Source organism: Luteimonas sp. RC10 (genome assembly GCF_014192745.1).
In the GTDB taxonomy this organism is placed as follows: domain Bacteria; phylum Pseudomonadota; class Gammaproteobacteria; order Xanthomonadales; family Xanthomonadaceae; genus Luteimonas.
Genome location: NZ_JACHYJ010000002.1, coordinates 142,941 through 168,311 on the forward strand (window position 1 = coordinate 142,941; position 25,371 = coordinate 168,311).

Genomic DNA, 25,371 nt, shown 5'->3' on the forward strand with positions numbered 1-25,371 from the left:
CCGCAACACATTTGTTTCGTTATGTGATAAAAAAGTTTCGCTATCGAACTGGAGATCGGCATGCCCTTCCCGTCCCGGCTTGCGGCGCTCGTCGCCGCCTGCGTCCTCGGCGCCTGCGCCGCGCCCCGTCCCGACACCGCCTCCACCGCGCCCGTCTATGCGATGGACGACTTCGCCGCCGTCCGCAAGTTCGATGCCCATGTGCATGCCAATGCCGACTCGACGGCGTTCCTCGAGCAGGCGCGCGCCGACGGCTTCGAACTGCTGTCGATCAATGTCGACTATCCCGCCTTCCCGCCGGTGGAGACCCAGCACGCGATTGCGCTCAAGCAGGCCGCCACCGATCCCGCGCGGTTCCACTGGGCGGCGACCTTCCGCATGACCGGCTTCGACACCCCCGGTTGGTCGGAGTCGGTCGGCGATGCGTTGGCGGCCGAGGTCGCGCGCGGCGCGCTCGCGGTCAAGATCTGGAAGAACGTCGGCATGGTCGAGACCGACGCGCAGGGCCGGCCGATCATGCTCGACCATCCCGCGCTGTCGCTGATCGCCGAACGCATCCGCGCGCTCGACATTCCGCTGATCGGCCACCAGGGCGAACCGCACAACTGCTGGCTGCCGCTCGAGCAGATGACCACCGACAACGACCGCGAGTACTTCGGCAACCATCCCGAGTACCACATGTATCTGCATCCCGATCAGCCCGGCTACGAGACCCACATGGCGGTCCGCGACCGCTTCCTGGATGCGCACCCGCAGTTGCGCTTCGTCGGCGCGCACATGGCCAGCCTGGAATGGGATGTCGACCGCCTCGCCGCCTTCCTCGACCGCTATCCCAAAGCCACGGTCGATCTCGCCGCACGCATGGCCCAGGTGCAGTACCAGGCCGTGCGCGACCACGACAAGGTGCGCGCGTTCTTCATCGCCTACCAGGACCGCCTGCTCTACGGCACCGATCTCACCCAGGAGCCGGGCACCGACCCCGACGCGTTCCGGCAGGCCGCGCATGCGACCTGGCGCTCGGACTGGATGTTCCTGGCGACCGCGCAGTCCCAGCGCATCGAGACCATCCGCGCCGACGTGCGCGGACTGGCGCTGCCGCGCGAGGTGATCGACAAGGTGTACTACGCCAACGCGATGCGCGTGTTCGCCCCGCACCGGCGCTGAGCCGCGGGGCGCGGGTCAGGCCAGCAGCAGCTCGAAGCCGAGTTGCCGGCTGGCCTCGCGCACGTCCTCGGGCGCGCCCGAATCGGTGATCAGCGTGTGCAGGTCCGCGACCGGCATGATCCGGTGCAGGCAGATGCGCCCGAACTTCGAACTGTCGGTGATCGCCACCACCTTGCGCGCGGCCTCGATCATCTTGCGATTGAGCATCGCCTCGGGCTCGTAGTGGGTCGTGATCCCGCGTTCCAGGTCGAACCCGTCGACCCCAAGGAACACCACATCCACGTGCAGGGCGTCGATCGCATCGACCGTCATGCCGCCATAGAAGGCCATGTTCTTGCGGCGCAGTTCGCCGCCGAGCATGACGATGTCGACGTTGTTCTTGGGCGTCAACGCCGTCAGCACGCCAAAGTCGTTGGTGACCACGGTCACCTGGATGTTGGGCAGCGCTTCGGCCAACTGGATGGCAGTGGTGCCAGAGTCGATCGCGATCGTGTCGCCGGCCTTGATCAGCGTGGCGGCCAGCCGACCGATGCGGCGCTTGGCGTCCAGACGTTCGCTTCGCTTGACCTCGTAGGCCGGCTCGGCCGCCGGGCCGCCGACCACGCTGCTGTCGATCGCGCCACCGTAGGCCCGCGCCATGACCCCGCGTTCGGCGAGGTAGCGCAGATCCTTGCGGACCGTCTGCACGCTGACCCCGAACAACTCGGCGAGCGAGGCGACCTGCACACTGCCGTGCTGACGCACCAGTTCGCTGATCCGCAACCTGCGCTGGCTGGTATCCCGGCTTCCTGTCATGGACGTTCTCACAATGCGGCGGAGTATGCCCCTTTTCGTTAAATTTCGCCATTGAGCGAACAACGAAACATCGGGCCGACGCGACGATGACCGTAGACGCCTGCGCTGCCGATCCGCAGGGCCGAACCCCCAGGACGTTCGTGCCGGCGCGCGGCGCCGGCGTCTTGCTCAGGCCAGCACCGGGCCCAGCAGACGGAACACGCCTTCGTCGGCATCCAACTCGACCCGGCCGCCCACCGGCACGATGAACTGCTCGCGCACGTGGCCGATCATCGCCCCGCGATAGGCCGGGATGCCCAGCGGCCGGACATGGTCCTCGAGGATCTGCGCCAGCGTTAGCGAGCCGTAGCCCGGCCCTGGGTCGCAGTCGGTGCACTGGCCGAAGATCAGGCCCGCGATCCGGCCGAGCGCGCCCATCAGCTTGAGCGTGCTGAGCATGCGGTCGATCCGGTACGGCGCTTCCTCTACGTCTTCCAGGAACAGGATCTTGCCGTCGAAGTCGGGCAGATACGGCGAGCCGGCGAGCGCGCTGAGCACGGTCAGATTGCCGCCCACCAGCACGCCCTGGGCCCGCCCGCCGGTGATGGTCGTGGTGCGATTGCGGCGCGGCACCAGTTCGTCGGCGTCGTCCACCGCATTGCGGTAGACCATCGCCTCGCGCGCGAAGAACAGCCGGCGGAACTGGTCGGCATTGAAGCGGTTCCAACTGCCCGTGCCGTTGGGGCCGTGGAAGGTCACCAGCCCGGTGCGGGCATGGATCGCGCTGTGCAGCGCGGTGATGTCCGAATAGCCCAGCAGCACCTTGGGGTTGCGCGCGATCGTGTCGTAGTCGAGCAGCGGCAGCAGCCGCGCGGCGCCCGAACCGCCCCGCACACAGATGACCGCCCGCACCTGGGGGTCGGCGAACATCGCGTTGAGGTCCCCTGCCCGCTCGGCATCGGCGCCGGCCAGATGGCCGCGTCGGCCAGCGAAATGCGCACCGGTCTTGACCTGGAAGCCCAGCGCGCGCATCACCTCCTGCGCCAGTTCGAGATCGAACGGCTCATCCACCGGCGACGATGGACTGATCAGCCCGACGGTGTCGCCGGGCCGCAGCGCCGGGGCAAGCAGCGCGCCGGGCGAGGCGGCCTGCGCCTGGGCGAGCGCGCCCAGCGGCAGCGTGGACGCCAGCGCCGCCAGTGCGGCATGGGAGAGGAACTGTCGCCGGTGCATGTCGCGCCTGTCGCTCGGGGGTCGCCGCAGACTAGCAACCGCGGCGCTCGACACCAATCCCCGACGATCGCTCAGGGCAGGACCGCCGCGCGCGCCAGCTCCGACGTGAACGCCTGCGCGGTCATCGGCCGCCCGAACAGATAGCCTTGGGCCTGCGTGCACTGGTTGGCGGCGAGAAAATCGAGTTGCGCCTTCGTCTCCACGCCCTCGGCGATGACCTCCAGCCCGAAACTGCGGCCGAGATAAATCACTGCGCGGACAATGGCCGCGTCCTCGGGATCGCTGATGACGTCGCGGATGAACGAGCGGTCGATCTTCAGCCTGCTCACCGGGAACCGCTTGAGCAGGCTCAGCGAGGCGAAGCCGGTGCCGTAGTCGTCGAACGCCAGGCCCACCCCCATCGCACGCAGCGCCTGCAGTACCTGCAGCAAGGCGCTGTCGTGGCGAATCATCGTGTTCTCCAGCAGTTCCAGCTCCAGCCCCTCAGGCGGCAAGCCGGTCTCGCCCAGCACGCGCTCGACGACGTTGCGCAACTGCGCGGATCGCACCTGCGCCTCGAACAGATTCACGCCGATCCGGAAGCCCGGCACCCGCTCGCGCCAACCGCGCGCCTGGGCGCAGGCGGTGCGCATGATCCACTCGCCGACCGCAGGCGCGATCGGCTTCTGCGCCAGCACGTCGATGAACGAGACCGGCGACAGCAGGCCACGCGTGGGATGCTGCCAGCGCAGCAGCGCCTCGGCGCCGCGGATCCGCCCGTCGCGCAGATCGATCTGCGGTTGATAGAGCAGCGCGAACTGGTCCTGCTCGAACGCACGCCGCAACTCGCGCTCGAATTCGCGTCGCGCCACCGCGACCTCGCGAAAGGCCCGCTCGAATACCACATAACGCCCCTTGCCTGCGGCCTTGGCCCGATACAACGCCAGGTCCGCGGCGCCCAGCAGATCCTCGGCGCGGGCACCATGCGCCGGATACAGTGCGATCCCGACGCTGGCGCCGATCTCGAACGCATGCCCCGGCAGGTCGTAGGGGCGCGACAATGCACGTACCAGCGCACCGGCGACGGCACTCGCGCCACGGCGGTCATCGCCGGTCAGCAGCAGCACGAACTCGTCGCCACCCAGCCGCGCGATCATCCGTGCATCCGGGCATTCGGCCTTCAAGCGCGCAGCGACCATCTTGAGCACCTGGTCGCCGGCCGAATGGCCCAAGGTGTCGTTGACCTCCTTGAAGCCGTCCAGGTCCAGCAGCAGCACCGACACCGGCGTGCCCTGCTCAAGCGTGTCCTGGATGCAGGCGCGCCAGGCGGCTCGATTGGGTAACTCGGTCAACGCATCGAGCGAGGCCAGCCGATAGAGCCGATCCTCGTTACGGCGCCGCTCGGTGATGTCGCGCACGATCGCGCCCACGCTCGTCGCGCGCCCTTCCCGCCAGGACGACAGCGAGATCTCGGCCGGAAACTCGCTGCCGTCCCGGCGCAGGCCCGAACGCACGATCGTCTGACCAGCGGCCGACATCGCCGCACCCTCGCGCAGCCGGGCAAGATCCTCAAAGTACGCAGCGCGCCAGCTGTCGGGCACGACCAGACTGCCGCAGCGGCCGGTCACCTCCTCGGCCGTGTAGCCGAACAGCCGCTCGGCGGCATGATTCCAGAACGTGATCGCGCCGACGTCGGTCGTGCAGATGATGGCATCGGGCGAAGTGACTGCGATGTTTTCGAACCGCGCCTGGCCGACCGTCCGCACATGCGCCAATCGCAACAGTTCCATGCGATCCATCACCAACTCGGCGAGGTCGGACAGGTTGTCCCGTTCCGATTGACTGAACGTCGCACGCGGCTGCGTGTCGATCAGGCACACCGTCCCCAGGCGCTGCCCCCCGGGCGTGACCAGCGGCTTGCCGGCATAGAAACGGATGAACGGCGGCCCGAGCACCAAGGGGTTGGCGGCAAAGCGCGGGTCCTCCAGTGCATCGGGAACGACCATCACCTCATCGCTGAGGATCGCATGCGCACAGAACGACACATCGCGATCGGTCTCGCACACATCCAGGCCGACGCGCGCCTTGAACACCTGGCGGTCGCTGGCCACCAGCGAGATCAGTGCAATCGGCACCGAGAACAGCCGCGAGGCCAATTGCACCAGCCGGTCGAACTCCAGTTCGGGGGGCGACTCGAGCACGTGGTACTCCGCCAGCGTGCTGGCCCGCAGCGCTTCGTCGGACGGAATCGGAAACGGAACGGGCCCCATCGGCTTGCACCTTGTCGATTGGCGGCCAGATTAGCGTGTTCCGGGCCGACGCACGGTGATCGTGGCGCCGCCGGCCGGCTCCGGAACGCCCGCCTTTGCACACCTCCCCGCATCGCGGGGGAGGTCGGCGCGCACCGCGCGCCGGGTGGGGGGCAGCGAATTTTGCACGCCCCCGCCCGGCCGTCTGACCCGGCACTCACGGCGCAAGGTGATACTCGCCGCATGCCCGAGGGTCCATCGATCGTCATCCTTCGCGAAGCGGCCGCCCAATTCGCCGGTCGCAAGGTGCTGCACGTGACAGGCAACAGCACACAGGACATCCAGCGACTGCGCAACCGCACACTGATCGCCGTGCGCAGCTGGGGCAAGCAACTGCTGCTGCAATTCCAGGGCTTCAGCGTGCGCATCCATTTCCTGCTGTTCGGCAGCTACCGCATCGACGACCGCAAGCACGCACCGGTCAGGCTGGGCCTGGGCTTCAGCAAGGGCCAATGCCTGAACTTCTATGCCTGCTCGGTGCGCTTCATCGAAGACGACCTCGACGCCGTGTACGACTGGAGCGCCGACGTCATGAGCGATGCCTGGGACGCAGCCGCGGCGCGCCGCAAGTTGCGCGCAAGGCCGCAAGCGCTGGCGGCCGACGTGCTGCTCGATCAGGACGTGTTCGCAGGCGTCGGCAACATCATCAAGAACGAAGTCCTGCACCGGATCCGCGTGCACCCCGAAAGCCGGATCGGCGCCCTGCCGGCGCGCAAGCTGTCGGAACTGGTAACCCAAGCGCGCACCTACAGCTTTGACTTCTACCGCTGGAAGCAGGCCTTCGAACTGCGCAAGCACTACCAGGTGCACACCAAGCGCAGCTGCCCGCGCGATGGCACACCACTGCAGTACCGCAAGCATCTGGGTGCCGCGCAACGGCGCGCCTTCTGGTGCGACACCTGCCAGCGGCTGTACGGCGACCCGCCGGTGACAGCCGAGCCACGACCCCGTCGCGTCGCCAAACGTGCCCCTCGACGCGCCCACTGAGCTCAGGCGGTGGCGACCCAGCCGCGAAACGAGAACGCTGCGTAGAACAGCGCGACAGCGTCGAAGCCGGCTTCGCGCAGCAACGCCTCTTCATCCTCAGGCGCCAGCCACGGCAGACGCGCCGCCATCGTGCGCCCTGTCGCGATCGTGGTCTCAGGCGCCCTGCCTGCACGGTCGGCAAACGCGGCCGACCGCGCCAGCCAACGCGCCGCATCATCGGACGGCGGCGCATGATGGGCCACTACCAGTCGCGCGCCGGGCCGCAAGCGGCCACGGATCTGACGCAGCGTCCGCAACCGCGACGCCCGGTCGAGAAAATGCAAGGTCAACAGACAGGTCGCGGCATCGAACGGTCCTGCGGGCGCCTGCTCGACCGTGCCTGCCAGCAGCATCACGCGATCGGCGAACGGCACGACAGCCCGCTGTGCGAGATCCAGCATCGGACGCGAGGGATCGACGCCGGTGAAATGCCAGCCTGGTTGCGCCTCGGCCATGGCCGCCAGTTCCAGCCCACCGCCGGCGCCGACGACCAGCACCTGCGCCTTCGCCGTCGTGCCCTCGGCCAGCAGCAGCGTGGTCATGCGATGCAGGTCGGCCAGGCCCGGCACCTTGGCCGGCGTCGTCGCGGCGTAAGACGCGACGGCCGTGGGATCGTCGAATGGGGAGGCGTCGACGCGTGTCATGTTTGGTGTACCGGGCGGTGGAGCTTGCGATCGGGCGCCATGGGCATCCAGTGGGGGAACGGGCTCAGGAGGACGCTTATTTGTATCATCAAAAGATACATTGAAAGAGGTATAGCGTCCCGTGGCCGTCCCCTATGGACCCACTTGGCGACGCGCTCCATCGACCGGCTGTAGACCGCGCATCAGCTGCGACGAGGTACACACCTGGTCACGCTGCGGCGTGCCGGGCGCTCGATGCCGTCAGCGGCCGATGCTCGCGTATGCGGACATATGGCTCGACGACCCAGAGCCGAAGCGCGCCCTCACCCGGCACGCGCAGCGTGCCGACCTCCCCCGCGCGCGGGGGAGGTTTGCACCCGCCCGGCTCTAGAAGTGCCGGCGCACGTCGACCTGCCCTGCGCGCGGGGAGGATTCATCGGCGCCGCGCGCGCGGCTTCATTGACGCCTGCCCGCGCAAGCGCTTCATCGACGCGACGCGGCGCAGGACACGGCGCGCGAGGCGGTGTCAGGCGTACAGCGCTGCGTAGCCGTCACGATCGACCTGGCTCAGGCCCAGGCGGTCGAACTGTGCCCACATGGCGTGCCAGCGCGTCGCGTCGCGGACCACCGGGTCGATCAGTCGTGGGCAGGTGTCGGCAATGATCGCGTCCATCAGCGGCGACGGCGTGGTGCCGCTGTAGGCGTACCACAGCGCGGCCGCTTGACCGGGATCGTCGCGGCACAGCCGCGCGCCCTGCCCGATCAGCCGAGTCACGGTCGCGACCACCTCGGGGTGTTCGGTGAGAAAGCCCTGCGAGGTGAACAGTTCCAGCGCCGAGAAGTTCGCAAGTCCCACGTCATCGGTGGTGATGAAGTCGGTGTCCAGCCCGGCCTGCCGTGCCTCGACGCCTTCGAAGTTGGCGAAGCACAGCCAGGCCCCGTCGAAGCCGGCGCGCAGGTTGGCCAGATGCTCGAATCCGGCACTCTCGATCCGCACCTGCGCAGGCTCGAATGCGGCGCCCCGGGCCGCGCACCAGCGCGCCAGGATCTCCACCGCGATCGCATCGGTCACACCACCGGCGACCGGCGAGGCCAAGCGCACCTCGCCGCCTTCGAGCAGCCGCCGACCCGCGGCGCGCTGCAGCACGATGCCGCCATCGGTCTCGAAGAAGCAGCCCAACGCGCGCAGACCGGGCCGATCGGCATCGATCATGTGCAGCGGCTCGTTGCAGGCGAACGCGATCTCACCGGCCGCCACCGCAGCCAAGCCGTCGTAATGGTCGTCCGGCACCTGCAGTGCGAGGTCGAGCCCGGCATCGCGATACCAGCCCAGTTCGATGCCTGCGATCAACGGCAGGTGGTCGGGATTGAGGAACCACTCGAGGGACAGCTGCAGCTTCATGTGGACCACTTGCGGACCGGAAGGGGCGCACAGGGTAAAGGAACGCACCCCTGCCGGCAGCGGCCGGCCGTATCCGCGCATCTGCCTTCGGCCATGCGCCCTGCGCGTCAGCGGAGACGACGCGCGCCATTGCTTCAAAGACAGCGCGCCGCTCGCGACCGCGTCGCGACGGAATCGCCGGCCCCTGCGAGCCGGCGATTCCCGCATCGATGAGGCAGCGCCGCGATCAGTCGTCGACGGTGCAGCCCAGCGACACGCGCATGTGGATGTAGCCGGTGGCCGGATCGACCCACTCGGCCAGCACGGTGAGCTCCTGGCCGGCCTGGCCCCAGTTGTTGTAGCACTGCTCGTAAGCCGCGCGCTCGGCATACTCGAGCGCCTCCTGCTGGGTCCGGCCATAGCCTTCGCCGACGACGTCGTAATGATGGCGTGCGGCGAACGCCGCCGTGCTCGACAGGGCCGCCAGCAGCAGAACCCCGGTGATTGTCCGCGTCTTCATCCTGGTCTCCATTCGCTTGGGGGAGCCCGCATCATGCACGCGCTGCAAGACCAGGAGATTGAATGCGGGTGTCGCGCGCATGACAACGTGCGTGGCATCGCGACCGCCTCGACACCTCATTGCGGACCGAGTGCACAGTTTCCCGCCGCCCCGTGCATCGGCATCGCCTCAATGTCGGAAAAGGAGCGCTGGTTGGCATTCAGTCAGCGCATTCGCGCTTGACCGCAATCGCTTGGCCGCCCTAGGGTCGGAATGCGCCGGGAACACGCGGCAGAGGCCTTGCGATCGCGGCGCGTCGTGTCAGCAAGCTCGTTCCGGATCAGGATGCCGGACGGCAATCGCAGTGGTCCAAGTCCCTCGTTTTTGTCGCCACCGGGTCGTCGATGTCGACCCGTGCGGTCGTACCAGGCACATGCCGCACCACGATCATGTCCTGTGGCGTCGACGGATGGACGAGGCGGCCGACGACCGCACTGCATTGCCCTCGACGTCGGACCCGAGGCGGACCGCTGGGACGGCCCACTTCGAATGCACAAGGAGGAAGCACCCATGCACACCCTGCACGCAGCGGTCCGCCGCACCCTCGCCCTCGCCCTGCTCTCGGCTGCCGCCGCGGGCGGCAGTGCTCTGGCCGCGCAACCCGGCATGCCGAGCCTGGACCCCGGCATGGTCGCCGCGCTGGAACGCGACCTGGGCATGACCCAGGACCAGTACCGTGTGACCGTGGATGTCGAGCGCCAAGTCCCTGTGGCCGAAGCCACGGCGCGCCAACTCTATGGCGAGAGCTACGCGGGCACCTGGATCGAACACGACGCCGACGGACATCCGCGCCTGGTGGTCGGCACCGCGGTCCAGGGCCGCCAGCGACTGCCGGCGGTCGAAGGTGCCGACGTGCGCCAGGTGCGCTACAGCCTGTACGAGCTCGAGCAGGCGGTGCACGCGCTCGACCAGTCGGCCACCTCGCGCATCATGCGTCGCCTCGACGGCGTGCAATCCTGGGGCGTCGACCTGCCCAACAACCGTGTCGTCGTCACCTTGTCGCCCGGCGCCGGCCGCACCGAAGCGGTGATGGACTTCCTGGCGCGCAGCGATGTCGACACCGGCGCCCTGCACTTCGAAGTGTCCGAGCAGATCCCGTCCACGCTGATCAACATCTACGGCGGCATCCAGTACAACGGTTGCTCGATCGGCTTCCCGGTGACCCGCGGCAGCACCAAGGGCTTCGTGACCGCTGGCCATTGCGGCAGCGCCGGCACGACCGTCCGCATCGGCGGCACGACGGTCGGCAGCTTCCAGTCCAGCACGTTCCCCGGCTCCGACGCCGCATGGGCCACCGTGCGCCAGCAGGACACGCTGTTCGGCCGTGTGTGGCAGTACAGCGGCAGCAGCACGACGCCGGTCGTCGGCAGCGCGGAGGCCGCCGTCGGCTCGGCCGTGTGCCGCTCTGGCTATCGCACCGGCTGGCGCTGCGGCACGATCACCCGCACCAATGTCAGCGTGAACTACGCCCAGGGCACCGTGAACGGGTTACGCGAGTCCAACGCCTGTGCCGGCCAGGGCGATTCGGGCGGCTCGTGGATCTCCTCGGCAGGCCATGCCCAGGGCGTCACCTCGGGGGGTGCACTCGGCAGCGATGGCACCAACTGCGGCATCGCGCAGAACCAGCGCCGCAGCTGGTACCAGCGGCTGACCCCGATGCTCAGCACCTACGGCGTCACCCTGGTCACGAACTGACGCGCGCGTGCAAGGCGGCACGCCGGCGTACCGGCGTGCCGCAGTCGCGATATCGCCGCCCCCTCGCTCAGCGCGTTTCGTGCGCGCGCTCGAAGGTGATGATGCTGCGCGTCTCGCCCTTGTCGGCCCAGTTGGGCATCACCCGCCACGGCGTGAGCACCTGCAGCCGGTCGCCCTCGAGCTTGAACTGCCGGCGCTGCTCGGTGCCGACCCAGGCCGGGTTCCAGGCCACGTCCACCGCGGTGATCCAGGCATCGCCCTCGATCCGGTACCGGCCGGTGTAGGCGATCACCGTTTCCAGCAGGCGCGCCTTCTCGCGCTCGCTCTCGCCCGGCTCGCGGCCCTGCGCGGTGAGCATGAACCACACCCGCCCCTCGGGCGCGAAGATCGTATAGCCCGAGGGCTTCTCGCCCATCGGCGGGAACAGCTCGCCGGTCGCCTTGACCTCCACCTCGTAGGACACCAACCGCCACGTGCCTTCGATCGCGGCAGTCGAACTCGGTTGGGAAGCGTGGGACATGGGGGCATCTCCTGGGGCAGGCTGCGACTGGGCGTGGGCCGCCGACGGTACGGCGATCGCAAACAGCAGCGGCGCAAGGGATACGAGGCGCATGGCCGGATTCTCCGTGACGAAGTGGTCGACGCCTCGATTGTGGCACCTTCTTCGTCACCGCCAGTCGCCGACGTGCCGCGCATGGCGCCGCGGCCTGACGATGCGCCGTCTGCGGCTTTCGGCCGCACGGCTGCACTGGAAGACGCATCTGGGCTTTCATCGGGCACGCGCACGCCGCCTTAACCTCGCCGCCCTACGCTGACGGCCCGCAGCGCCAACGGCTTCGCACCGCTGCCGCGCTGTCCCCATCACCGCCACCATGACCAGGAGATCCCATGAAGCCCCTGCCCGCCATCCTGTTCGCCGGCCTGCTGGCCGTCAGCGCCCAGGCTTCTGCCGAGGTCGTCAACCTGACCAACAGCGCCGAAGGCGCCGACCGCGACGCCGGCATCGCCGCCGTCAAGGACAAGCTCCAGGCCGCCTGCACCGAGCGCAAGGGCACGCCGAATGCCGACTCGTTCGAAGTGGTGTTCGAGCGCACCAGCGAGAACCCCGACGTGCCCAAGCCCTACTACATCGACGCCAAGATGCAGTGCGAGCTGCCGTAGGCTCGCGCCGCCCGACAGCACCCCGCCCCGGCGGGGTTTTCTTTGTCCGCGCCCCAAGCCCGCCATACTGACGCCCGCCGTCCGTCCCACCGAGTGTCCGCATGCCCGCTTCTCCCGGCTCCGCCCGCGCCACTGCACGCGGCGTGCCCGCCCTGCATCCGCGCAACCGCCATCAGGGCCGCTACGATTTCCCGCGACTGGTCAACGCCAGCCCCGAGTTGGCCGCCCACCTGCTGACCACCCCGCGCGGCGAAACCAGCATCGCCTTCGACGACCCCGCCGCGGTGCGTGCGCTCAACCGCGCGATTCTGCGCAGCGACTACGGCATCGCGCATTGGGACCTGCCCGACGGCGCACTGTGTCCACCGATCCCCGGCCGCGCCGACTACCTGCATGGCCTGGCCGACCTGCTCGCCGCCTCCGCCGATGGCACGATCCCGCGCGGCGCCTCGGTGCGCGTGCTCGATGTCGGCGTCGGCGCCAGTTGCATCTACCCGCTGCTCGGCCACGCCGAATACGGCTGGCGCTTCGTCGGCAGCGACGTGGACGCGACCTCGCTGCAGGTGGCCACCGCGATCGTCCACGCCAATCGCCTCGACAAGGTCATCGCGCTGCGCCACCAGCCGGCACGCAACCGCATCTTCCAGACCGTCGTGCGCACGGACGAGCGGTTCGACCTCACCCTGTGCAATCCCCCGTTCCATGCCTCCGCCGCCGAGGCCGCCGGTGCGCACCAGCGCAAGCGCCGCCAACTCGGCAAGGCGTCGCCCGCCGGGCGCGCCTCGTCCCTGGCCCCCAACTTCGGCGGCCACGACCACGAACTGTGGTGCCCGGGCGGCGAAGCCGAGTTCCTGCGCAAGATGGTCCGCGAAAGCGCCGCCATCGGCCGGCAGGTGCTGTGGTTCACCAGCCTCGTCGCGCGCGCCGAGCACCTGTCGGGCCTGCGCCGGCAACTGCGCCAGGCCGAGGCCGCCGAGGTGCGCGAAGTCGCCATGGCCCAGGGCAACAAGCAGAGCCGCTTCGTGGCCTGGACCTTCCATGACGCCGCAAACCGTACGCAGTGGCGAGCGGGCCAGTCCTGAGGCCGTCGGCGGGGCCGCCCCGCCACCCCAACCTGTGGACACGCTGACCTGGGGATGCCCCCGACGCGCCACAGCCCCGCGCGCGGGTATAGTCCGGCGACACGGCGGGCGCAGTGCCCGCCGATCGAACGCAGGAGTGTCCATGGGTCTTGTGCAGGCAGTGAAAGGCGCGGTCGGCGGCGTGTTCGCGGACCAGTGGAAGGACTTCCTCACGGTGCCGGCGGGCCTGCCCCCGACCGCCGCCCTGTTCGCCGCCGTGCCCCAGGGCACCAACGCCGGGCGCGGGTCCAACACCCGCGGCTCGACCCACATCATCAGCAACGGCTCGAAGATCGTCGTGCCCGAAGGCTATGGCCTGCTGCTGATGCAGGACGGCGCGATCACCGGCTTCGTCGCCGAACCCGGCGGCTATGAGTGGCGCTCGGACGACATCAACTCGCAGTCGATCTTCGCTGGCGACGGCATCGTCAGCCCGCTGATCCGCCAGAGCTGGGAGCGCTTCAAGTTCGGCGGCCAGCCCGGCGCCCAGCAGGCGGCGTTCTTCGTCTCGCTCAAGGAACTGCCCGACAACCGCTTCGGCACCCAGTCGGAGATCTACTGGGACGACGGCTTCCTCGGCACCCAGGTCGGCGCGATCACGCGCGGCTCCTACACGCTCAAGATCGTCGACCCGATCCTGTTCGTGAAGAACTTCGTGCCCGCCAGCTACCTGCAGCCGGGCCAGGTGTTCGACTTCACCGACATCGACAACGCCGCGGCCAGCCAGTTGTTCAACGAGGTCGTCGGCTCGCTCGCCCCGGCCTTCAGCCTGTACACCAACGATCCGGCCAAGGGCAATCGCATCACCAAGCTCCAGCAGGATTCGCTGGGCTTTGCCCAGAGCCTGTCGGCCGCCGTCGAACAGGGCTACCAGTGGAAGTCCGACCGCGGGCTTGCGATCGTCAAGACCGCGATCGTCTCGATCGAGTACGACGCCAACACCCGCGAACTGCTCAAGACCGTGCAGCGCGCCGATGCGCTGGCCGGATCGCGTGGCAATTCCAATCTGCAGGCCAGCGTCGCCCAGGGCATGCAGTCGGCCGGCGAGAATGGCGGCGCCGCGGGCCTGGTGGGCCTGGGCATGGCTTCGGGGATGGCGGGTGGGCTCGGCAGCCTGCAGCAACCCGCCACACCGCCCACAGCTGCGGCGCCCGCGTCCGACGACCCGGTCGCCAAGCTCACGAAAGCCAAGGAGATGCTCGACCTCGGCCTGATCACCCAGGCCGACTACGACGCGCTCAAGGCCAAGGCACTGGGTCTGTAAGACCACCGGCGCCGCGCCCATGTCCGACTCCAAGCTGCCCCCGCCGTTGCCGGCCCGGCCGGTCGACGGCCCGGGCTCGCCACGCGATGTCCCGCCGCTGCCCGGGACGCATCCGATCGACCCGGCCACGCTGCCGGGCGCGATCCGCGACGAACTCGAGGCGCCCGACCCCGTCGCCATCGACACCGCGTCGGCCGAATTGCGCGACGGCCTCAACCGTTGCCCCAAGTGCGGCTCGACCGATATCCGCCACAAGCCCGGCACCGACCTGCTCGTCTGCCAGTACTGCCGCAACGAATGGCATGGCGAGCGCGTGGAGGAGGTCTTCGGCTTCGGCGCGGGGCTGGACACGCTGACCGGCACCGTCGTCGCCTCCGGCGCCCGCGACATCGCCGCCGACGCCGCGGCGCTGATGAGCTTCAAGTGCAGCGGCTGCGGCGCCGAGGTCACCGTTAACACCGAAAACGCGATGACCGCGCGGTGCCACTGGTGCCGCCACGTCTTCGGCATCAACGAGCAGGTGCCCAACGGGGCCGTGCCCGACGCCGTGCTGCCGTTCCACATCAAGAAAGACGACGCGGTCGCACGCATCCGCCAGTTCGTCGACAAGCGCCGGCTGCTCGCGCTCAAGGCATTCAAGGACCAGTTCACGCCCGAGAACGTCGTCGGCGTGTACCTGCCCTACATGATCGTCGATGCCCGGGCCAGCGCCGCAGTGGCTGGCGAAGGCGAGGTCGAGACACGCCGCTACACCCGCGGCACCGACAACAACAAGAAGACCTACTACGACGCCGACGTCTACCGCGTCGAACGACAAGTGGACTTCACCGTCGACGACCTGCCGCTGGAGTCCTCGGCCGAGCGCGGCAACCTGGATATCCAGGCCAACACCAACAACATCATCAACACCATCCTGCCGTTCGACACCAAGAATGCCGTGCGCTGGAACGCCTCCTACCTGAGCGGGTTCACTTCCGAGAAGCGCAACCGCAACGTCGAGCACCTGCGCCCGCGGCTGGAAGACCAGTTGCTGTCGATCGCCCGCGCCCAGGTCGAAGGCTCGGCGCGGCGCTACGACCGCGGCGTGCGCTGGGAGCAGGAACAGCTCGAGGTCCACGGCACGCGCTGGGTCTCGATGTACCTGCCCGTCTGGCTGTACTCCTACCACCAGCCCGGCAAAAACGGCGGCCTGCTGCACTACATCGCCGTCAACGGCCGCACCGGCGAGACCATGGGCAGCGTGCCCGTGCAGCACTGGAAGCTGCTGCTGGCCGCGCTGGTCACCGGCACGATCATCGAATCGGCCGTCATCGCATTTCTGGTGAGCACCGTATGAGCGACGAAAATGGACTCTGGCTGCTGGCTGCCGGCCCCCTGGGCGCGACCGCGCTGTATTGGGGCCTGTACCGGTTCTATCGCAACACCGACAAGTCACACGCATACGAGCGCGAGACCACCGTCGAGGCCGCGCCCGTCACCGGCAGCGACACCAAGATCGGCACGGTGAAAGGCACGCAGGCGACCCGCATCCGCGGCGACAACCTGCGCGACTACCGGGCGCGAGTGCGGCGGGTGGCGAGCGCGGCGGGCGCTGGAGATGGCGAACCGCCGGACCGCAAGCGCGAACCGCCCCAGTAGGCGGCACTGAGACGACCGGCAGATCAGCTCGCGTCGACAACTGTCCATTCGGCCGGACGCGGCGCCCAGTCTCCCTCGCCCAGTACAGCCTCGACCAGGTGTTCGAGGGGGTAACCCAGGGCATGGCCCGCCGCTCGCGCACCGCCATCGTCGCCCGTGGCCGCGGTGACGAACGCGCGGAACGCAGCCTCATCGTCGCGAGCAGCCAGCGCGGTGATCGTGCGTGCAAGGTCGTAAGCCAGATCCACCCCGTCGTTCGCGGTGTGAAAGGCCGCGCCCGACCAGAAGGTCTGGATCGTGGTCGCGTTCCACCAAGCGGCATGCCGTGCGGCCATTTCATCGGGCCGATACAAGGCCAAGCGCGGGTCGGCGAGCCGCGGCAACAGCGTCCGCTCCACGTTCACTGCGAACCCCTCATGCAGCCAGTGCGGCATGGGAAGGTGCGCCAACAGCGCATGTGTGAGCTCGTGCACTACGACCGCTTCCAACTCGTCCAGGCCGTCATGCCAGCTCGCGAAGTGTCCATAACCCGCATCGATGAAGACGCCGCTGGACATCGGCGCTTCATCGGTGTCGCCCTGATACTGCGACACATACGCCTCATACTCGTCCAGGCTGGCAAACACCAGCACGATGTAACGGCCATAGCCTTCATCGTTGGCGAGTGCCCCAAGGCGTCCCTTGATGGCCTGCAATGCTTGCTCGCAGGTGCGCAACACCAGTGCCGATTCGCGCGGCGGCTGCGCCGACAACAGCAGGAAATTCTCGGTACCAGATGTCCGATAGTCCGAAGGCAGCGCTTCGGCGAGCGCGTCGAGCCACGTCATCGCCGCAGCGTCGTAATAGGCGAACAGACCCGCGTCGTCGGTGCTGACCGGCGCCTCCGAGTGCATAGCGGCCCAGTCCGGCACTGGCAGCGATGCGTCATCGCGCCAGATCATGTGAACCGACAATCTCGGTTTCGCCTTGTGGACGTCCGCTGCTACGGGCGCACGCGCCTTCCTCTTGCCGAACAGCCAACCAAGCATTCGCACCCCCCCGACTTGACCGCGCATCTTCGCATGCCAGGCACGAAAGCACCGCGCCGCAGTGATCGATGCAACCGACATCGTCGCTCACCGGCCGCTTCCGATGGGCGCATGAGCCCGCACGTTAGATCGCAGCTGTCGCGTCACCCGCTGAGCGACGAACTCACGACGCTGGATTCCTCGGCGAATCTCAGTCGCGAAGCGCGAGGCGCTCGGGCGATAGCGCGCCACTTCGATAAGCGAGCAGGACCATCTCCTCAAAGAAATCGATCTTTGCGGCGGTGCTTAGTCCAATCCAATCCCGCAACTGGGCTCGCTCGGCGTCTTCGAACGTAAAACCGGCTGGACCGGTATCGCGTTCGCTCTTGTGCATGTCACTCATCCGATCGTAATGGCCAAGTCGAGATTAGTAGTGGCCCGCAGATAGGAATCGGCCAGCGTTCTGAAGATCTCGCGGAGGTTGCCATCTCATTGGACCAACACGCAGCAGGTTGTGGCGGTGTCGGGCACTTCATAAGGTAGCAGCGGGCGGCCAATCATCATCCAACCTGGTCGAAGCGCCGCGTTATCCCTCCCCAAACACCGCCACCCCCGCTTCCCGCATGAAGATCCCCAGCGTCACCGGCCCCACGCCCTTGAACGCGAGCAGACGACGCTCGAAGTCTTCGCGGCTGCCGGCGGCCTCGGCGATGCCGAGGATGCGTCCGTCATAGTCGTCGACCAGCGTTCGGCACAGCAGCGCGAGGCGGGTCGCGGTGGATTCGTCGTAGCGGCGATAACCGCCTTCGCCGAGTATCCGCACCAGTTGCGCATGGCTGCAGGCGCAGAGCTTGCCGGGCGTGTCCCGGCCGTGCACCTCCACGATCACCCGCCACGTCTCGGCTGCAATGCTCTGCGAGATGCGGTTACCGAACAGGAAGCTGGCCAGGAACCACTTGAACAGGGCCGACTCGTCATGGGGTTTGATCTCGAAGCCGAGATCACGCGGCAGCAACTGGCGACGCATGCGTCCTCTTCTCCAGATGCGCACTGGACAACCCCAGGCGCTTGGTCACAGTTCGCCACGGCCGCTGTGAACCCGACGCGGTGAGCGGCGCTTGGCGCTATGCTTTCCAACTCGCCCGCACGGCCACACGTCATGTCCAACCGCGCAGTTCGCCATGCCGCCCTGCTCTCTGTGCTGCTCGCTGCGTGCGGCGGCCCGGCGCCCTACACCGGTGGCGATGTGGCCGAACTGCAGCGCGTCGACATGACCATCGGTGACGGTGCACCCGCGGCGGCCGGCGACGAAGTAGCCGTGCACTACACCGGCTGGCTCTACGACGAGAACGCACCCGACAAGCGCGGCGCCAAGTTCGACAGTTCGCGCGATCGCGGCCAGCCCTTCGTGTTCGAACTGGGCGCCGGCCGCGTGATCCGGGGCTGGGACGAAGGCGTCGCCGGCATGCGGCCCGGCGGCAGGCGGGAGCTGCACATTCCTGCCTGGCTTGGCTACGGCAGCAACGGCGCCGGCCGGGTGATTCCGCCGGGCGCGTCGCTGGTGTTCGAGGTGGAGTTGCTGGAGGTCAGGACGCACCGGTAATCACGGCGCGGGTCGCGGTTGCTAAGAAGTTATGACAGCAAGTTCAACCCGCTCCGGCCCCTCGAGGCGGTCGATCCAGCCGCGCCATGATCTCGGTCGCCTGGAACACGCGTCCCCATTGCCGCTCGTTGACCAGACTGACGATGCCTTCAGCGAGCAGGTTGTTGAGCGCCGCATTCGCCGCAGGCTGCGAAACGCCGAGGCCTTCGACGGCTTGCTGTACCGACAGCACGGGATGACCCAGCAGAAAGCGAGGCAGCCGGCGCGTTGCCGAATGCGCGCGGTAGCGTCCGAGCTGCTGTTCCCACCGCTCGGCAAGCGCGACCAGATCCTGTCCGATGGCGATCGACTCATCGCACGCCTCCACGACGCTTACGGTCAGCAGTTCGATCCATGGCCGCCAATTGCCCTGCAACTGCACGTCGGCCAGAGCCGCGTAGTACGCCGCCTTGGCACGCAGCAGCGCGCCGGACAAGTACAGCGGCGGATAGCCTTCCGCCGCTAGCAGTAACGGCATCAGCAACCGGCCGGTGCGGCCATTGCCATCGTGGTAGGGGTGGATGGTCTCGAACTGGGCATGGGCGATCGCCAACTGCGCCACCAATGACAGGGCGCCCTGCTCATCATCCCGTGGCGCGTACTGCAGAATGCTGGCGGCCATTTCCTCCATGCAGCCTTGGACACGTGCGGCCGGCGCCGGCACGAAGGTCGCGTCTTCGATCCGGCGACTGGAGCCGATCCAGACCTGCTCCGTCCTATACGCGCCCACGGGGAACACACCCGCCTCGTCCTGCATCAGCTCCGCATGCAGTTCGTGGATGAGCCGAAGATCCAGCGCACGGCGCCCCGTCTGGCGGATGCGCGTCAGGCCATGCTGCAGCGCGCCCACGTAACGCTCGGTCACTTTCACGTCCGCAGGCATGCCCGTCGCGCCCTGGGTCGCCTCGTAGGTCAGCAATTGGGAGAGATTCGCCTTCGTTCCCTCGATCTGCGAACTCACCACGGCCTCTCGCCGGGCCAGTGTGCGGGTCACCATATCCGCATTCGGCAGATGCGCCATCACGCCCTGCAATCGCCCCAACGCGGCGTGCGCCTGGGCGAACTCCGCGTGATTGCGGGCACCGTCCGGCACGCGGCGAGGCGTCGGCGGCGCCACCAGCGCGTGGACGTGCGGATGCCCGGCCACCGGGACCAGGTACGGATGCCGCTCCAAGGCGATCTGATCCCGACGCATGCCGGTCTCTCCCCCGCGCGAAACCTTATGAAGCCCGGATCATACTATAAGGAAGATCTATAAAGCTTATAAAGACGGTGAGGCTCTATAAGGTTCTCGGTGCGCTCGCCACTGGAGTTGGCCCCGATTGAGGCCGTGTAGCAGGGACGCGCCGACGTCTCCGCCCGTCCAGCACCGGGCATTTGGCGTCCAGCTAGGCGATGCCACTCAGGACCGCGCCTTCTCGAGCCGCGCCTTCAGATTCGCAAACGGATTGGAGGTGGCTGCGGCGGGCACGTCCTCCGCATTGCGCGCGCTCACGCCCGTGTGGTCGAGTTGGCGGGCGTGCTCGTTGTCGTGGCAGTACACGCACAGCAACTCCCAGTTGCTGCCATCGGCCGGATTGTCGTCGTGGTTGTGGTTGCGGTGGTGCACCGTCAACTCACGCAGGTTGGCGCGCGTGAACTCACGCGCGCAGCGGCCGCAGATCCACGGATACAGCTTCAACGCCCGCTCGCGATAGCCATTGTTGCGCTGCTCGGCGCTGCGGCGAGCCTCGGCGACGATACGGTCGAGCTTGGACGGATCGGGTGTCGGCATGGGCAGAGTCTAGCGCCGCGTGACAGCACCAGGTTCACGGTCCGCGAACGCCCTGCCAAAGCAGCGAGCTTGAGGTATCGAACACTTGGAGGTGCAAACCGGACATCCGGGCGCGCGTTCGCGGATCGACGCTCGATCGTGTCTGGACGACTGCGATCCGACTGCCTGTTTGGCGCAGTCCGCGGCGTCCATACCGACCTTTCCATCCAGGTCACGCAGGCTTACCGTTTTCAGCGCTAAGGTCCGGACAACCTGACAGGAGACGCACCATGTCCATTGATCCCGCTGCCGTGCTGACCGAAGCCAATGCAGCCGTCTCGCGCGGTGACCATGCCGGCTTCCTTGCCCATTGCACCGACGACGTGGTCTGGCACTTCGTCGGAGATCGCACGATCACCGGCAAAGAAGCAATCCGGCGATTCATGGACGAGACCTACGTCAATCCGCCGGAGGTGGTGGTGGACCAGTTGATCGCTGATGCCGACCATGTGGTAGCGATCGGCACGATCACCATCATCTCTGCCGACGGCACGCGCACCACGTCCGATTACAGCGACGCGTGGCATCTGCGCGACGGACAACTGGCGGAGCTGTATGCGTTCGTCATCGAGCGCACGTAGCCGACTCGCGCCCTCGACGGGAGCCAGGCTCGCGCGCCTCGGCACGGCGATTCGAATCAGTCGGCGCCCTTCGCCGCGCGGCTTGCCGCGAACTCCGGAAAGGTCTCCGCAATCGAATCCTTGTCCGGCAGGATATAGAACACGCCGCCCTTCTCGAACGTCGAGCGCACGACCTGCTCGTAGAAGTCCGAGGAGACGTTGATGCACCCGTGGGTGACGCGATTGTCATCCGGTGACGGCGATGCCAAGCGTTCGGCGCGTCGCTCGGCCGGGGTGCCGCTCGCGGTCGGGTGCAGCGAGACCGCCGAATCGTAATCCACCCAGAGCACGCGCCCGGCGTCGATCGACGGACCATAGCCGCCCACGAAGCGACCGGCAGGCGTGGTGCGATCGCGGCCCGGAATCTCGCGCAGCGCAAGGCCAGCGATGCCGGGCGCCGCATGGTCGCCGATCGCAGACCCGAACAACCCGGGGGCTGCGCCGCGCAGCCGGCCGTCGCCGCCGAATACCAGGACCTGCGCCGCCGCCTTGTCGATCACCGCGAAGGGATACCCGTGGTTGTCATTGGCCGCGATGACCCAGCCCGCGAGCTCGATCACGGTGTCGGATACCTCTTGACCGGGCGGAAGCTGGTCGACCGAAGCGGCAGGCGGCGTCGCGGGGTCTTTGGCCATGGCCACGCCAGCGTTCGCGGATACCAACGCAAGCAGCAGCGCACCGTGGAAGACCCGCCTCGCAGCGTGAGTGGACTGGGCCATGGGACAACTCCTCGATAAGACGGGTGAAACACCGGGACCCGTGGCCAGCCGGCCCGCAGGTCCCGGTCCGATCAGATCAACCGCGCGGCGTGCGGCGCGGCGCCGTTTCGAGCTGCTGGACGCGACGCTCCATCTGATCCAGCCGCTGGTTGGCCTGCATCGCGGACTGGTTGGCGGATTCCGCACTCTGGGCCGCACCCTGCACGCGCGAGTCGAGGGAATCCAGGCGCGAGTCGATGCGTGCGAAGTCTTCCTTGTAGGTGGCGCAGCCACCAAGGGCCACGGAGGCGACGAGCGCCACGCCGATCATTTGCGCCGTCCGACGACGCTGAGGGGTGAGCAACATTCGGGTTCTCCTGCTTCGGGGGAGTCCGGAATATAGCGACCTTCTTGCAGTCGCCTCCATGCGCCTTCAGGCGAGATTGGACTACGTAAATGGCAGGTGAAAGGCGGCTGATTTCCATATCTAGGGCTGCCCCTAGATGGCAGAAAGACGTTCTTATGCTGCGCCCATCAGACTGGATCTAACGAGCGAGGTCTGCATCCGCGTGTCGTCAATGTACCGGCGCCCGTGACGCACGGCGGCGCAATGCCTTTGCCGTTGACCAGCGGTGGGACACCAAGCGACTACCGCAAACAGAAGCGAGTGAACTCAGACACCGATGCGACCGGCAGCACGCGAGCGGCTGCGGGCCGCGATCGCTCAATGCAGATCGGTGCGATGTCACGCCGCCGCTTGGTGGTCCACTCTCATTCGTGTTGTACAGCGGCGCCCCCCCTAGGACCAAAGGTCCCGGCGTCGGCTTGCTATCGAGGGGTTACGAGCCCACCTGCCACATAATTCATGAAGACAGCGATTGACCGCCATCGCTTCCAGGCATAGGCGCCAGAGCCAGGGGTCGGACTTTACTCTCCGGCGCTGCCGAAATCAGGCTCAAGTATCACTCGGCAAGCGCGTGCTTCACGTTCTCGATTGCCTGTACCTGAAGCGGGTCGTTCGAATCCGCCACTTCAAGGAAATTCTCGAACCACCGCCTCGAAATGGGTTGGCCTAGGGACTCACGACGCGACCAGTCCAAGATATGCGCGCGACCGTCGCGAGGATACTTCTCCAAAAGCGCATCGAGATACGGGCTTGCCTTCGCAATTGCGTCCTCGGTAGGCAACCCGGCGTCGTACATCCACATCGTCACCAGTTCGCGCAGGACCACCTGCTCCTGCCTCGGGTCCTTCCGGGCCAGCTGATAGTGGGCTTCGGCAAGTTCGAACCGACCGATGCTGTAGCTGGCTGCTGCCAGGAGATACTGGCCGTATGCGTCGTCCGGGCTACGCGCGACGGCATCCGCCGCCGTCGCAAATGCCCATTCGGGCTCCCCCCGCACGAGCCGGCTTGCAACCTGCCGCGCTTGCCAGGGCGTCAATTGTGTGAAGCGTTCGCGTTGCAGGAGCAGTGCAAGGCCCTTGATACCATCCTCGGACGATCCGTCAGAACGATGAAGACTCAGCTGCGCGGCTCTTGCGAGCGCGTCCTCATTCGACGCCATCCGAACCGCGTCCTCGATGACATCCGCAGCACCCTGGGTGTAGCGATCTTCCGCCATTTCGATACGCACCGCTTCGACGTAAGGCGCTGCAAGCTGATTGGCCTGTAGCGGATACATCTCCACGTTCGGTGCCAAGGTCTGCGCGTACTGCGCCATTGCCTGCAACGACCCGCCCCATCGCGGTTGCAACGCGCCCATACGCGACAGTGCAACCTCGGCGCACGCAGGCCCTGCGAGCTGAGCTTGTGCGAATGCCCAAGCTTCTAGATCCCTGTCGGACACTGCCTTCGCGATTTCCATCAGGCCAATGTAGGCCTGCGTCAACGCAGGATCCAGTTCGATGGCCCGGCCATACAGTTGTACAGCCTCGACGAAGTGGCCCTCCATCGCTTCGATCTGGGCAGGGGTGGTTTCCGATGCCCACGCCACGCCTCGCGCCGCCCACCCCATTCTCGAGTAGTGGTGCCCGCGCATCATCGACGCAAACGCGCTGTCAGGCGCTGCCTCGATCCATTGCGCCGTGAGTGCATCGCGCTCACCGTCCGGCAGCTTGGCCACGTCGTGAACAAACGTATGGATGCGCTCGGCCTCCTCGCGCTGCCCATGACCTGCCGAAACCGCGGCGAGTTGCGCCTCGAGCACGTCTACCTGCCCGGCATCGAGCAGCGCCTTCGTCTGCGCGGGCGAAGGCGCATTGGCGAAGTGATAGTGACAATGCGCCGCCGCGTGACCGGCGGGCCAAGCGATGTCTGGCAGATCAGGCCACGCCAAGCAACGGGCAAGCGGGTCGTCGATCTGCCTTGCGGCGCGCACGGCGATCAGATAGTCGCGCCATGGCGCCCGCACGCCCACAAACTGTTCGTCTTGGGGCTTGTCCGGTATTGCAGGCAGGTTCATTACCGCGGCAGGTGCACTACCGGCAGCCGCCACCAGAGCGCCGAGCAAGGCCACTGACCCGAATGTGCGACTGCGCTGGGCATCCAACAGCATCTCCCGCACCGACGCAAAAAGCTCCTTACTTTGCATGCCTACTCGCTTCATCAAATTTCTCATCTTTGTTATTACGAAACGCCGAAGAAGGCGTTTGACTCCCCGAACTTGTGCTACTGACGTAACCACTAACTCCGACCGAAGCAGAAAGCACGTCCTTACATTTCCGGTGTCGAAGCGCGAAGCACCTCCATCGCCGCATCCGCTTTTCGCTGCGATTCTCGGACTTCTGCAAGCGTCGGCTTGGGACGCATGGCGTGCTCGACGCAGCGATCTACAGTCGCGCCTGTGCGACGGTCGCGCTCGATACAGAAATTGTGAGCCGCAGGCGGCGCCGCGATCGCAGCACGAGATGGCGCCACGGACGGCGACGCTTCGTAACGCGGCGGCATAACGACAGCAGACCGATCGACGCTCTGGAGCCTCAGATTCAGGTTTCGGCTTAGGCCTTGGATCACCTGATAGGCAACCAGCAACAGGAAGCAAAGCGCTGCGAACTTCAGCAGCAGCGCCATCCCAGCGGCTTTGGCATATGACCTCGCTGCCTTGCGTCCAGTAGGCAAAGCGCGACTGAGTGCGGCATTCAACAGGCGCTCCCCCACCTGGGCGGCCAGCGTGTCGGCGGTATGGGCTGCGGCGGGCGGCACGTCCGGCAGCGGGCCGAGCATGCCACGGAGTTCGTCGCCGTCGATCAGTTGCACATGCCCGTTGCGGGCGGCGGCTTCAATCGCGGCACGAGTGAACTCACCGCTGGTCACGACAATGGCCCCATCGGCCCTGGCGTTGACCATCACGCCGATCAGTTGATGCACGTCGTTGTGCGGCACCTTGTAGGCGTTCCAGTGCTTGACCTGGACCAGCAGCAGTCGCCCATTACGCCGCAACTCCAGATCGACACCGCCATCGAACCGGCCAGCCGTCGCGCCCGTCCCCACGTGTGCAACCTGATAACCCGCATCGCGGTAGTACGCGGCAAGCAGATGCTCCAGCCGGTCCCACCGCACCCCCGTCAGCGCATCGTCGCGACGGTGCGCTACTCGCTTCAATCCCTGTCGCATGCCGTCCCCCTGACTGGCTTACGTCACCGCTCGCGCGGCTTCATCCTAGAC

General features: G+C 67.2%; 26 protein-coding genes. 10 read left to right on the plus strand and 16 right to left on the minus strand.

All coding sequences use genetic code 11. The features are described from left to right. The first annotated feature begins 60 nt into the window (after nt 1-60). Nucleotides 61-1,164, plus strand: coding sequence for an amidohydrolase family protein (locus FHW73_RS04450; protein WP_183425514.1), 1,104 nt, complete (start codon nt 61-63; stop codon nt 1,162-1,164). 15 nt (nt 1,165-1,179) lie between these two features. Here the strand turns inward: FHW73_RS04450 and agaR are convergent, their stop codons facing one another. From agaR to FHW73_RS04465, 3 genes are all read right to left on the minus strand, one after another. Then, nucleotides 1,180-1,959, minus strand: a complete 780-nt coding sequence (gene agaR / locus FHW73_RS04455; protein ID WP_183425515.1) for a transcriptional repressor AgaR — start codon at nt 1,957-1,959, stop codon at nt 1,180-1,182. 168 nt (nt 1,960-2,127) lie between these two features. Beyond that, complete coding sequence (locus FHW73_RS04460) at nt 2,128-3,171, minus strand: LD-carboxypeptidase (RefSeq protein WP_183425516.1); 1,044 nt, start codon at nt 3,169-3,171, stop codon at nt 2,128-2,130. 71 nt (nt 3,172-3,242) lie between these two features. Beyond that, complete coding sequence (locus tag FHW73_RS04465) at nt 3,243-5,420, minus strand: EAL domain-containing protein (RefSeq protein WP_183425517.1); 2,178 nt, start codon at nt 5,418-5,420, stop codon at nt 3,243-3,245. Nucleotides 5,421-5,642: 222 nt separating this feature from the next. Here FHW73_RS04465 and FHW73_RS04470 point away from each other — a divergent pair, with 222 nt between their 5' ends. Continuing rightward, nucleotides 5,643-6,446 carry a DNA-formamidopyrimidine glycosylase family protein gene (locus FHW73_RS04470; RefSeq protein WP_183425518.1) on the plus strand — a complete coding sequence of 268 codons (804 nt, stop codon included), beginning with the start codon at nt 5,643-5,645 and terminating at the stop codon, nt 6,444-6,446. Between the two features lie 2 nt (nt 6,447-6,448). Here the strand turns inward: FHW73_RS04470 and FHW73_RS04475 are convergent, their stop codons facing one another. The 3 genes from FHW73_RS04475 to FHW73_RS04485 form a co-directional block, all read right to left on the minus strand. Beyond that, the gene (locus tag FHW73_RS04475; RefSeq protein ID WP_183425519.1) at nt 6,449-7,129 is read right to left on the minus strand and encodes a class I SAM-dependent methyltransferase; all 681 of its coding nucleotides are present in this window, start codon (nt 7,127-7,129) and stop codon (nt 6,449-6,451) included. A gap of 505 nt (nt 7,130-7,634) precedes the next feature. After that, nucleotides 7,635-8,510, minus strand: a complete 876-nt coding sequence (locus FHW73_RS04480) for an ABC transporter substrate-binding protein (protein WP_183425520.1) — start codon at nt 8,508-8,510, stop codon at nt 7,635-7,637. A gap of 226 nt (nt 8,511-8,736) precedes the next feature. Beyond that, entirely contained in the window at nt 8,737-9,009 is a 273-nt protein-coding gene (locus FHW73_RS04485) for a hypothetical protein (RefSeq protein ID WP_183425521.1), read from the minus strand. Nucleotides 9,010-9,558: 549 nt separating this feature from the next. On the opposite strand from FHW73_RS04485, the gene FHW73_RS04490 reads away from it, so the two are divergent. Then, a complete protein-coding gene (locus FHW73_RS04490; RefSeq protein WP_183425522.1) occupies nt 9,559-10,743 on the plus strand; it encodes a S1 family peptidase in 1,185 nt (394 codons plus the stop codon). Nucleotides 10,744-10,810: 67 nt separating this feature from the next. Here FHW73_RS04490 and FHW73_RS04495 read toward each other — a convergent pair whose 3' ends face one another. After that, complete coding sequence (locus tag FHW73_RS04495; RefSeq protein ID WP_183425523.1) at nt 10,811-11,263, minus strand: lipocalin-like domain-containing protein; 453 nt, start codon at nt 11,261-11,263, stop codon at nt 10,811-10,813. 368 nt (nt 11,264-11,631) lie between these two features. Here FHW73_RS04495 and FHW73_RS04500 point away from each other — a divergent pair, with 368 nt between their 5' ends. From FHW73_RS04500 to FHW73_RS04520, 5 genes are all read left to right on the plus strand, one after another. Beyond that, entirely contained in the window at nt 11,632-11,904 is a 273-nt protein-coding gene (locus FHW73_RS04500; RefSeq protein ID WP_183425524.1) for a hypothetical protein, read from the plus strand. A 101-nt stretch (nt 11,905-12,005) separates the two neighbouring features. Further along, nucleotides 12,006-12,986: a 23S rRNA (adenine(1618)-N(6))-methyltransferase RlmF gene (gene rlmF, locus FHW73_RS04505; protein ID WP_183425525.1), complete on the plus strand. Its 981-nt coding sequence runs from the start codon at nt 12,006-12,008 to the stop codon at nt 12,984-12,986. A gap of 142 nt (nt 12,987-13,128) precedes the next feature. Next, the gene (locus tag FHW73_RS04510; RefSeq protein ID WP_183425526.1) at nt 13,129-14,289 is read left to right on the plus strand and encodes an SPFH domain-containing protein; all 1,161 of its coding nucleotides are present in this window, start codon (nt 13,129-13,131) and stop codon (nt 14,287-14,289) included. Between the two features lie 19 nt (nt 14,290-14,308). Continuing rightward, nucleotides 14,309-15,625 carry a TFIIB-type zinc ribbon-containing protein gene (locus FHW73_RS04515; protein WP_183425527.1) on the plus strand — a complete coding sequence of 439 codons (1,317 nt, stop codon included), beginning with the start codon at nt 14,309-14,311 and terminating at the stop codon, nt 15,623-15,625. Continuing rightward, nucleotides 15,622-15,927, plus strand: a complete 306-nt coding sequence (locus FHW73_RS04520) for a hypothetical protein (protein WP_183425528.1) — start codon at nt 15,622-15,624, stop codon at nt 15,925-15,927. Before FHW73_RS04515 ends, FHW73_RS04520 begins: the two co-directional genes overlap by 4 nt. Nucleotides 15,928-15,950: 23 nt before the next feature. On the opposite strand, the gene FHW73_RS04525 is transcribed toward FHW73_RS04520, so the two are convergent. From FHW73_RS04525 to FHW73_RS04535, 3 genes are all read right to left on the minus strand, one after another. Further along, nucleotides 15,951-16,868, minus strand: a complete 918-nt coding sequence (locus FHW73_RS04525; RefSeq protein ID WP_183425529.1) for a hypothetical protein — start codon at nt 16,866-16,868, stop codon at nt 15,951-15,953. A 277-nt stretch (nt 16,869-17,145) separates the two neighbouring features. Continuing rightward, nucleotides 17,146-17,328 (minus strand): hypothetical protein, encoded by a 183-nt coding sequence (locus tag FHW73_RS04530; protein ID WP_183425530.1) that lies wholly within the window; start codon nt 17,326-17,328, stop codon nt 17,146-17,148. Nucleotides 17,329-17,520: 192 nt separating this feature from the next. After that, nucleotides 17,521-17,961, minus strand: coding sequence for a DNA methylase (locus tag FHW73_RS04535; RefSeq protein WP_183425531.1), 441 nt, complete (start codon nt 17,959-17,961; stop codon nt 17,521-17,523). Between the two features lie 132 nt (nt 17,962-18,093). Here FHW73_RS04535 and FHW73_RS04540 point away from each other — a divergent pair, with 132 nt between their 5' ends. Further along, nucleotides 18,094-18,537, plus strand: coding sequence for an FKBP-type peptidyl-prolyl cis-trans isomerase (locus FHW73_RS04540; protein ID WP_183425532.1), 444 nt, complete (start codon nt 18,094-18,096; stop codon nt 18,535-18,537). A gap of 43 nt (nt 18,538-18,580) precedes the next feature. On the opposite strand, the gene FHW73_RS04545 is transcribed toward FHW73_RS04540, so the two are convergent. Next, nucleotides 18,581-19,771 (minus strand): Fic/DOC family N-terminal domain-containing protein, encoded by a 1,191-nt coding sequence (locus FHW73_RS04545; RefSeq protein ID WP_183425533.1) that lies wholly within the window; start codon nt 19,769-19,771, stop codon nt 18,581-18,583. 207 nt (nt 19,772-19,978) lie between these two features. After that, on the minus strand, nt 19,979-20,350 hold the full coding sequence (locus FHW73_RS04550; protein WP_183425534.1) for a YajD family HNH nuclease: 372 nt from the start codon (nt 20,348-20,350) through the stop codon (nt 19,979-19,981). A 269-nt stretch (nt 20,351-20,619) separates the two neighbouring features. Here FHW73_RS04550 and FHW73_RS04555 point away from each other — a divergent pair, with 269 nt between their 5' ends. Then, nucleotides 20,620-20,970: a nuclear transport factor 2 family protein gene (locus tag FHW73_RS04555; protein WP_183425535.1), complete on the plus strand. Its 351-nt coding sequence runs from the start codon at nt 20,620-20,622 to the stop codon at nt 20,968-20,970. A gap of 56 nt (nt 20,971-21,026) precedes the next feature. Here FHW73_RS04555 and FHW73_RS04560 read toward each other — a convergent pair whose 3' ends face one another. The 4 genes from FHW73_RS04560 to FHW73_RS04575 form a co-directional block, all read right to left on the minus strand. After that, nucleotides 21,027-21,644 carry a hypothetical protein gene (locus FHW73_RS04560; RefSeq protein ID WP_255492756.1) on the minus strand — a complete coding sequence of 206 codons (618 nt, stop codon included), beginning with the start codon at nt 21,642-21,644 and terminating at the stop codon, nt 21,027-21,029. Nucleotides 21,645-21,804: 160 nt separating this feature from the next. After that, complete coding sequence (locus tag FHW73_RS04565) at nt 21,805-22,074, minus strand: hypothetical protein (RefSeq protein ID WP_183425537.1); 270 nt, start codon at nt 22,072-22,074, stop codon at nt 21,805-21,807. Nucleotides 22,075-22,669: 595 nt separating this feature from the next. Next, nucleotides 22,670-24,325, minus strand: a complete 1,656-nt coding sequence (locus FHW73_RS04570) for a DUF4034 domain-containing protein (protein WP_221187423.1) — start codon at nt 24,323-24,325, stop codon at nt 22,670-22,672. A gap of 95 nt (nt 24,326-24,420) precedes the next feature. Then, entirely contained in the window at nt 24,421-25,320 is a 900-nt protein-coding gene (locus tag FHW73_RS04575) for a restriction endonuclease (protein WP_183425539.1), read from the minus strand. Nucleotides 25,321-25,371: the final 51 nt, after the last annotated feature.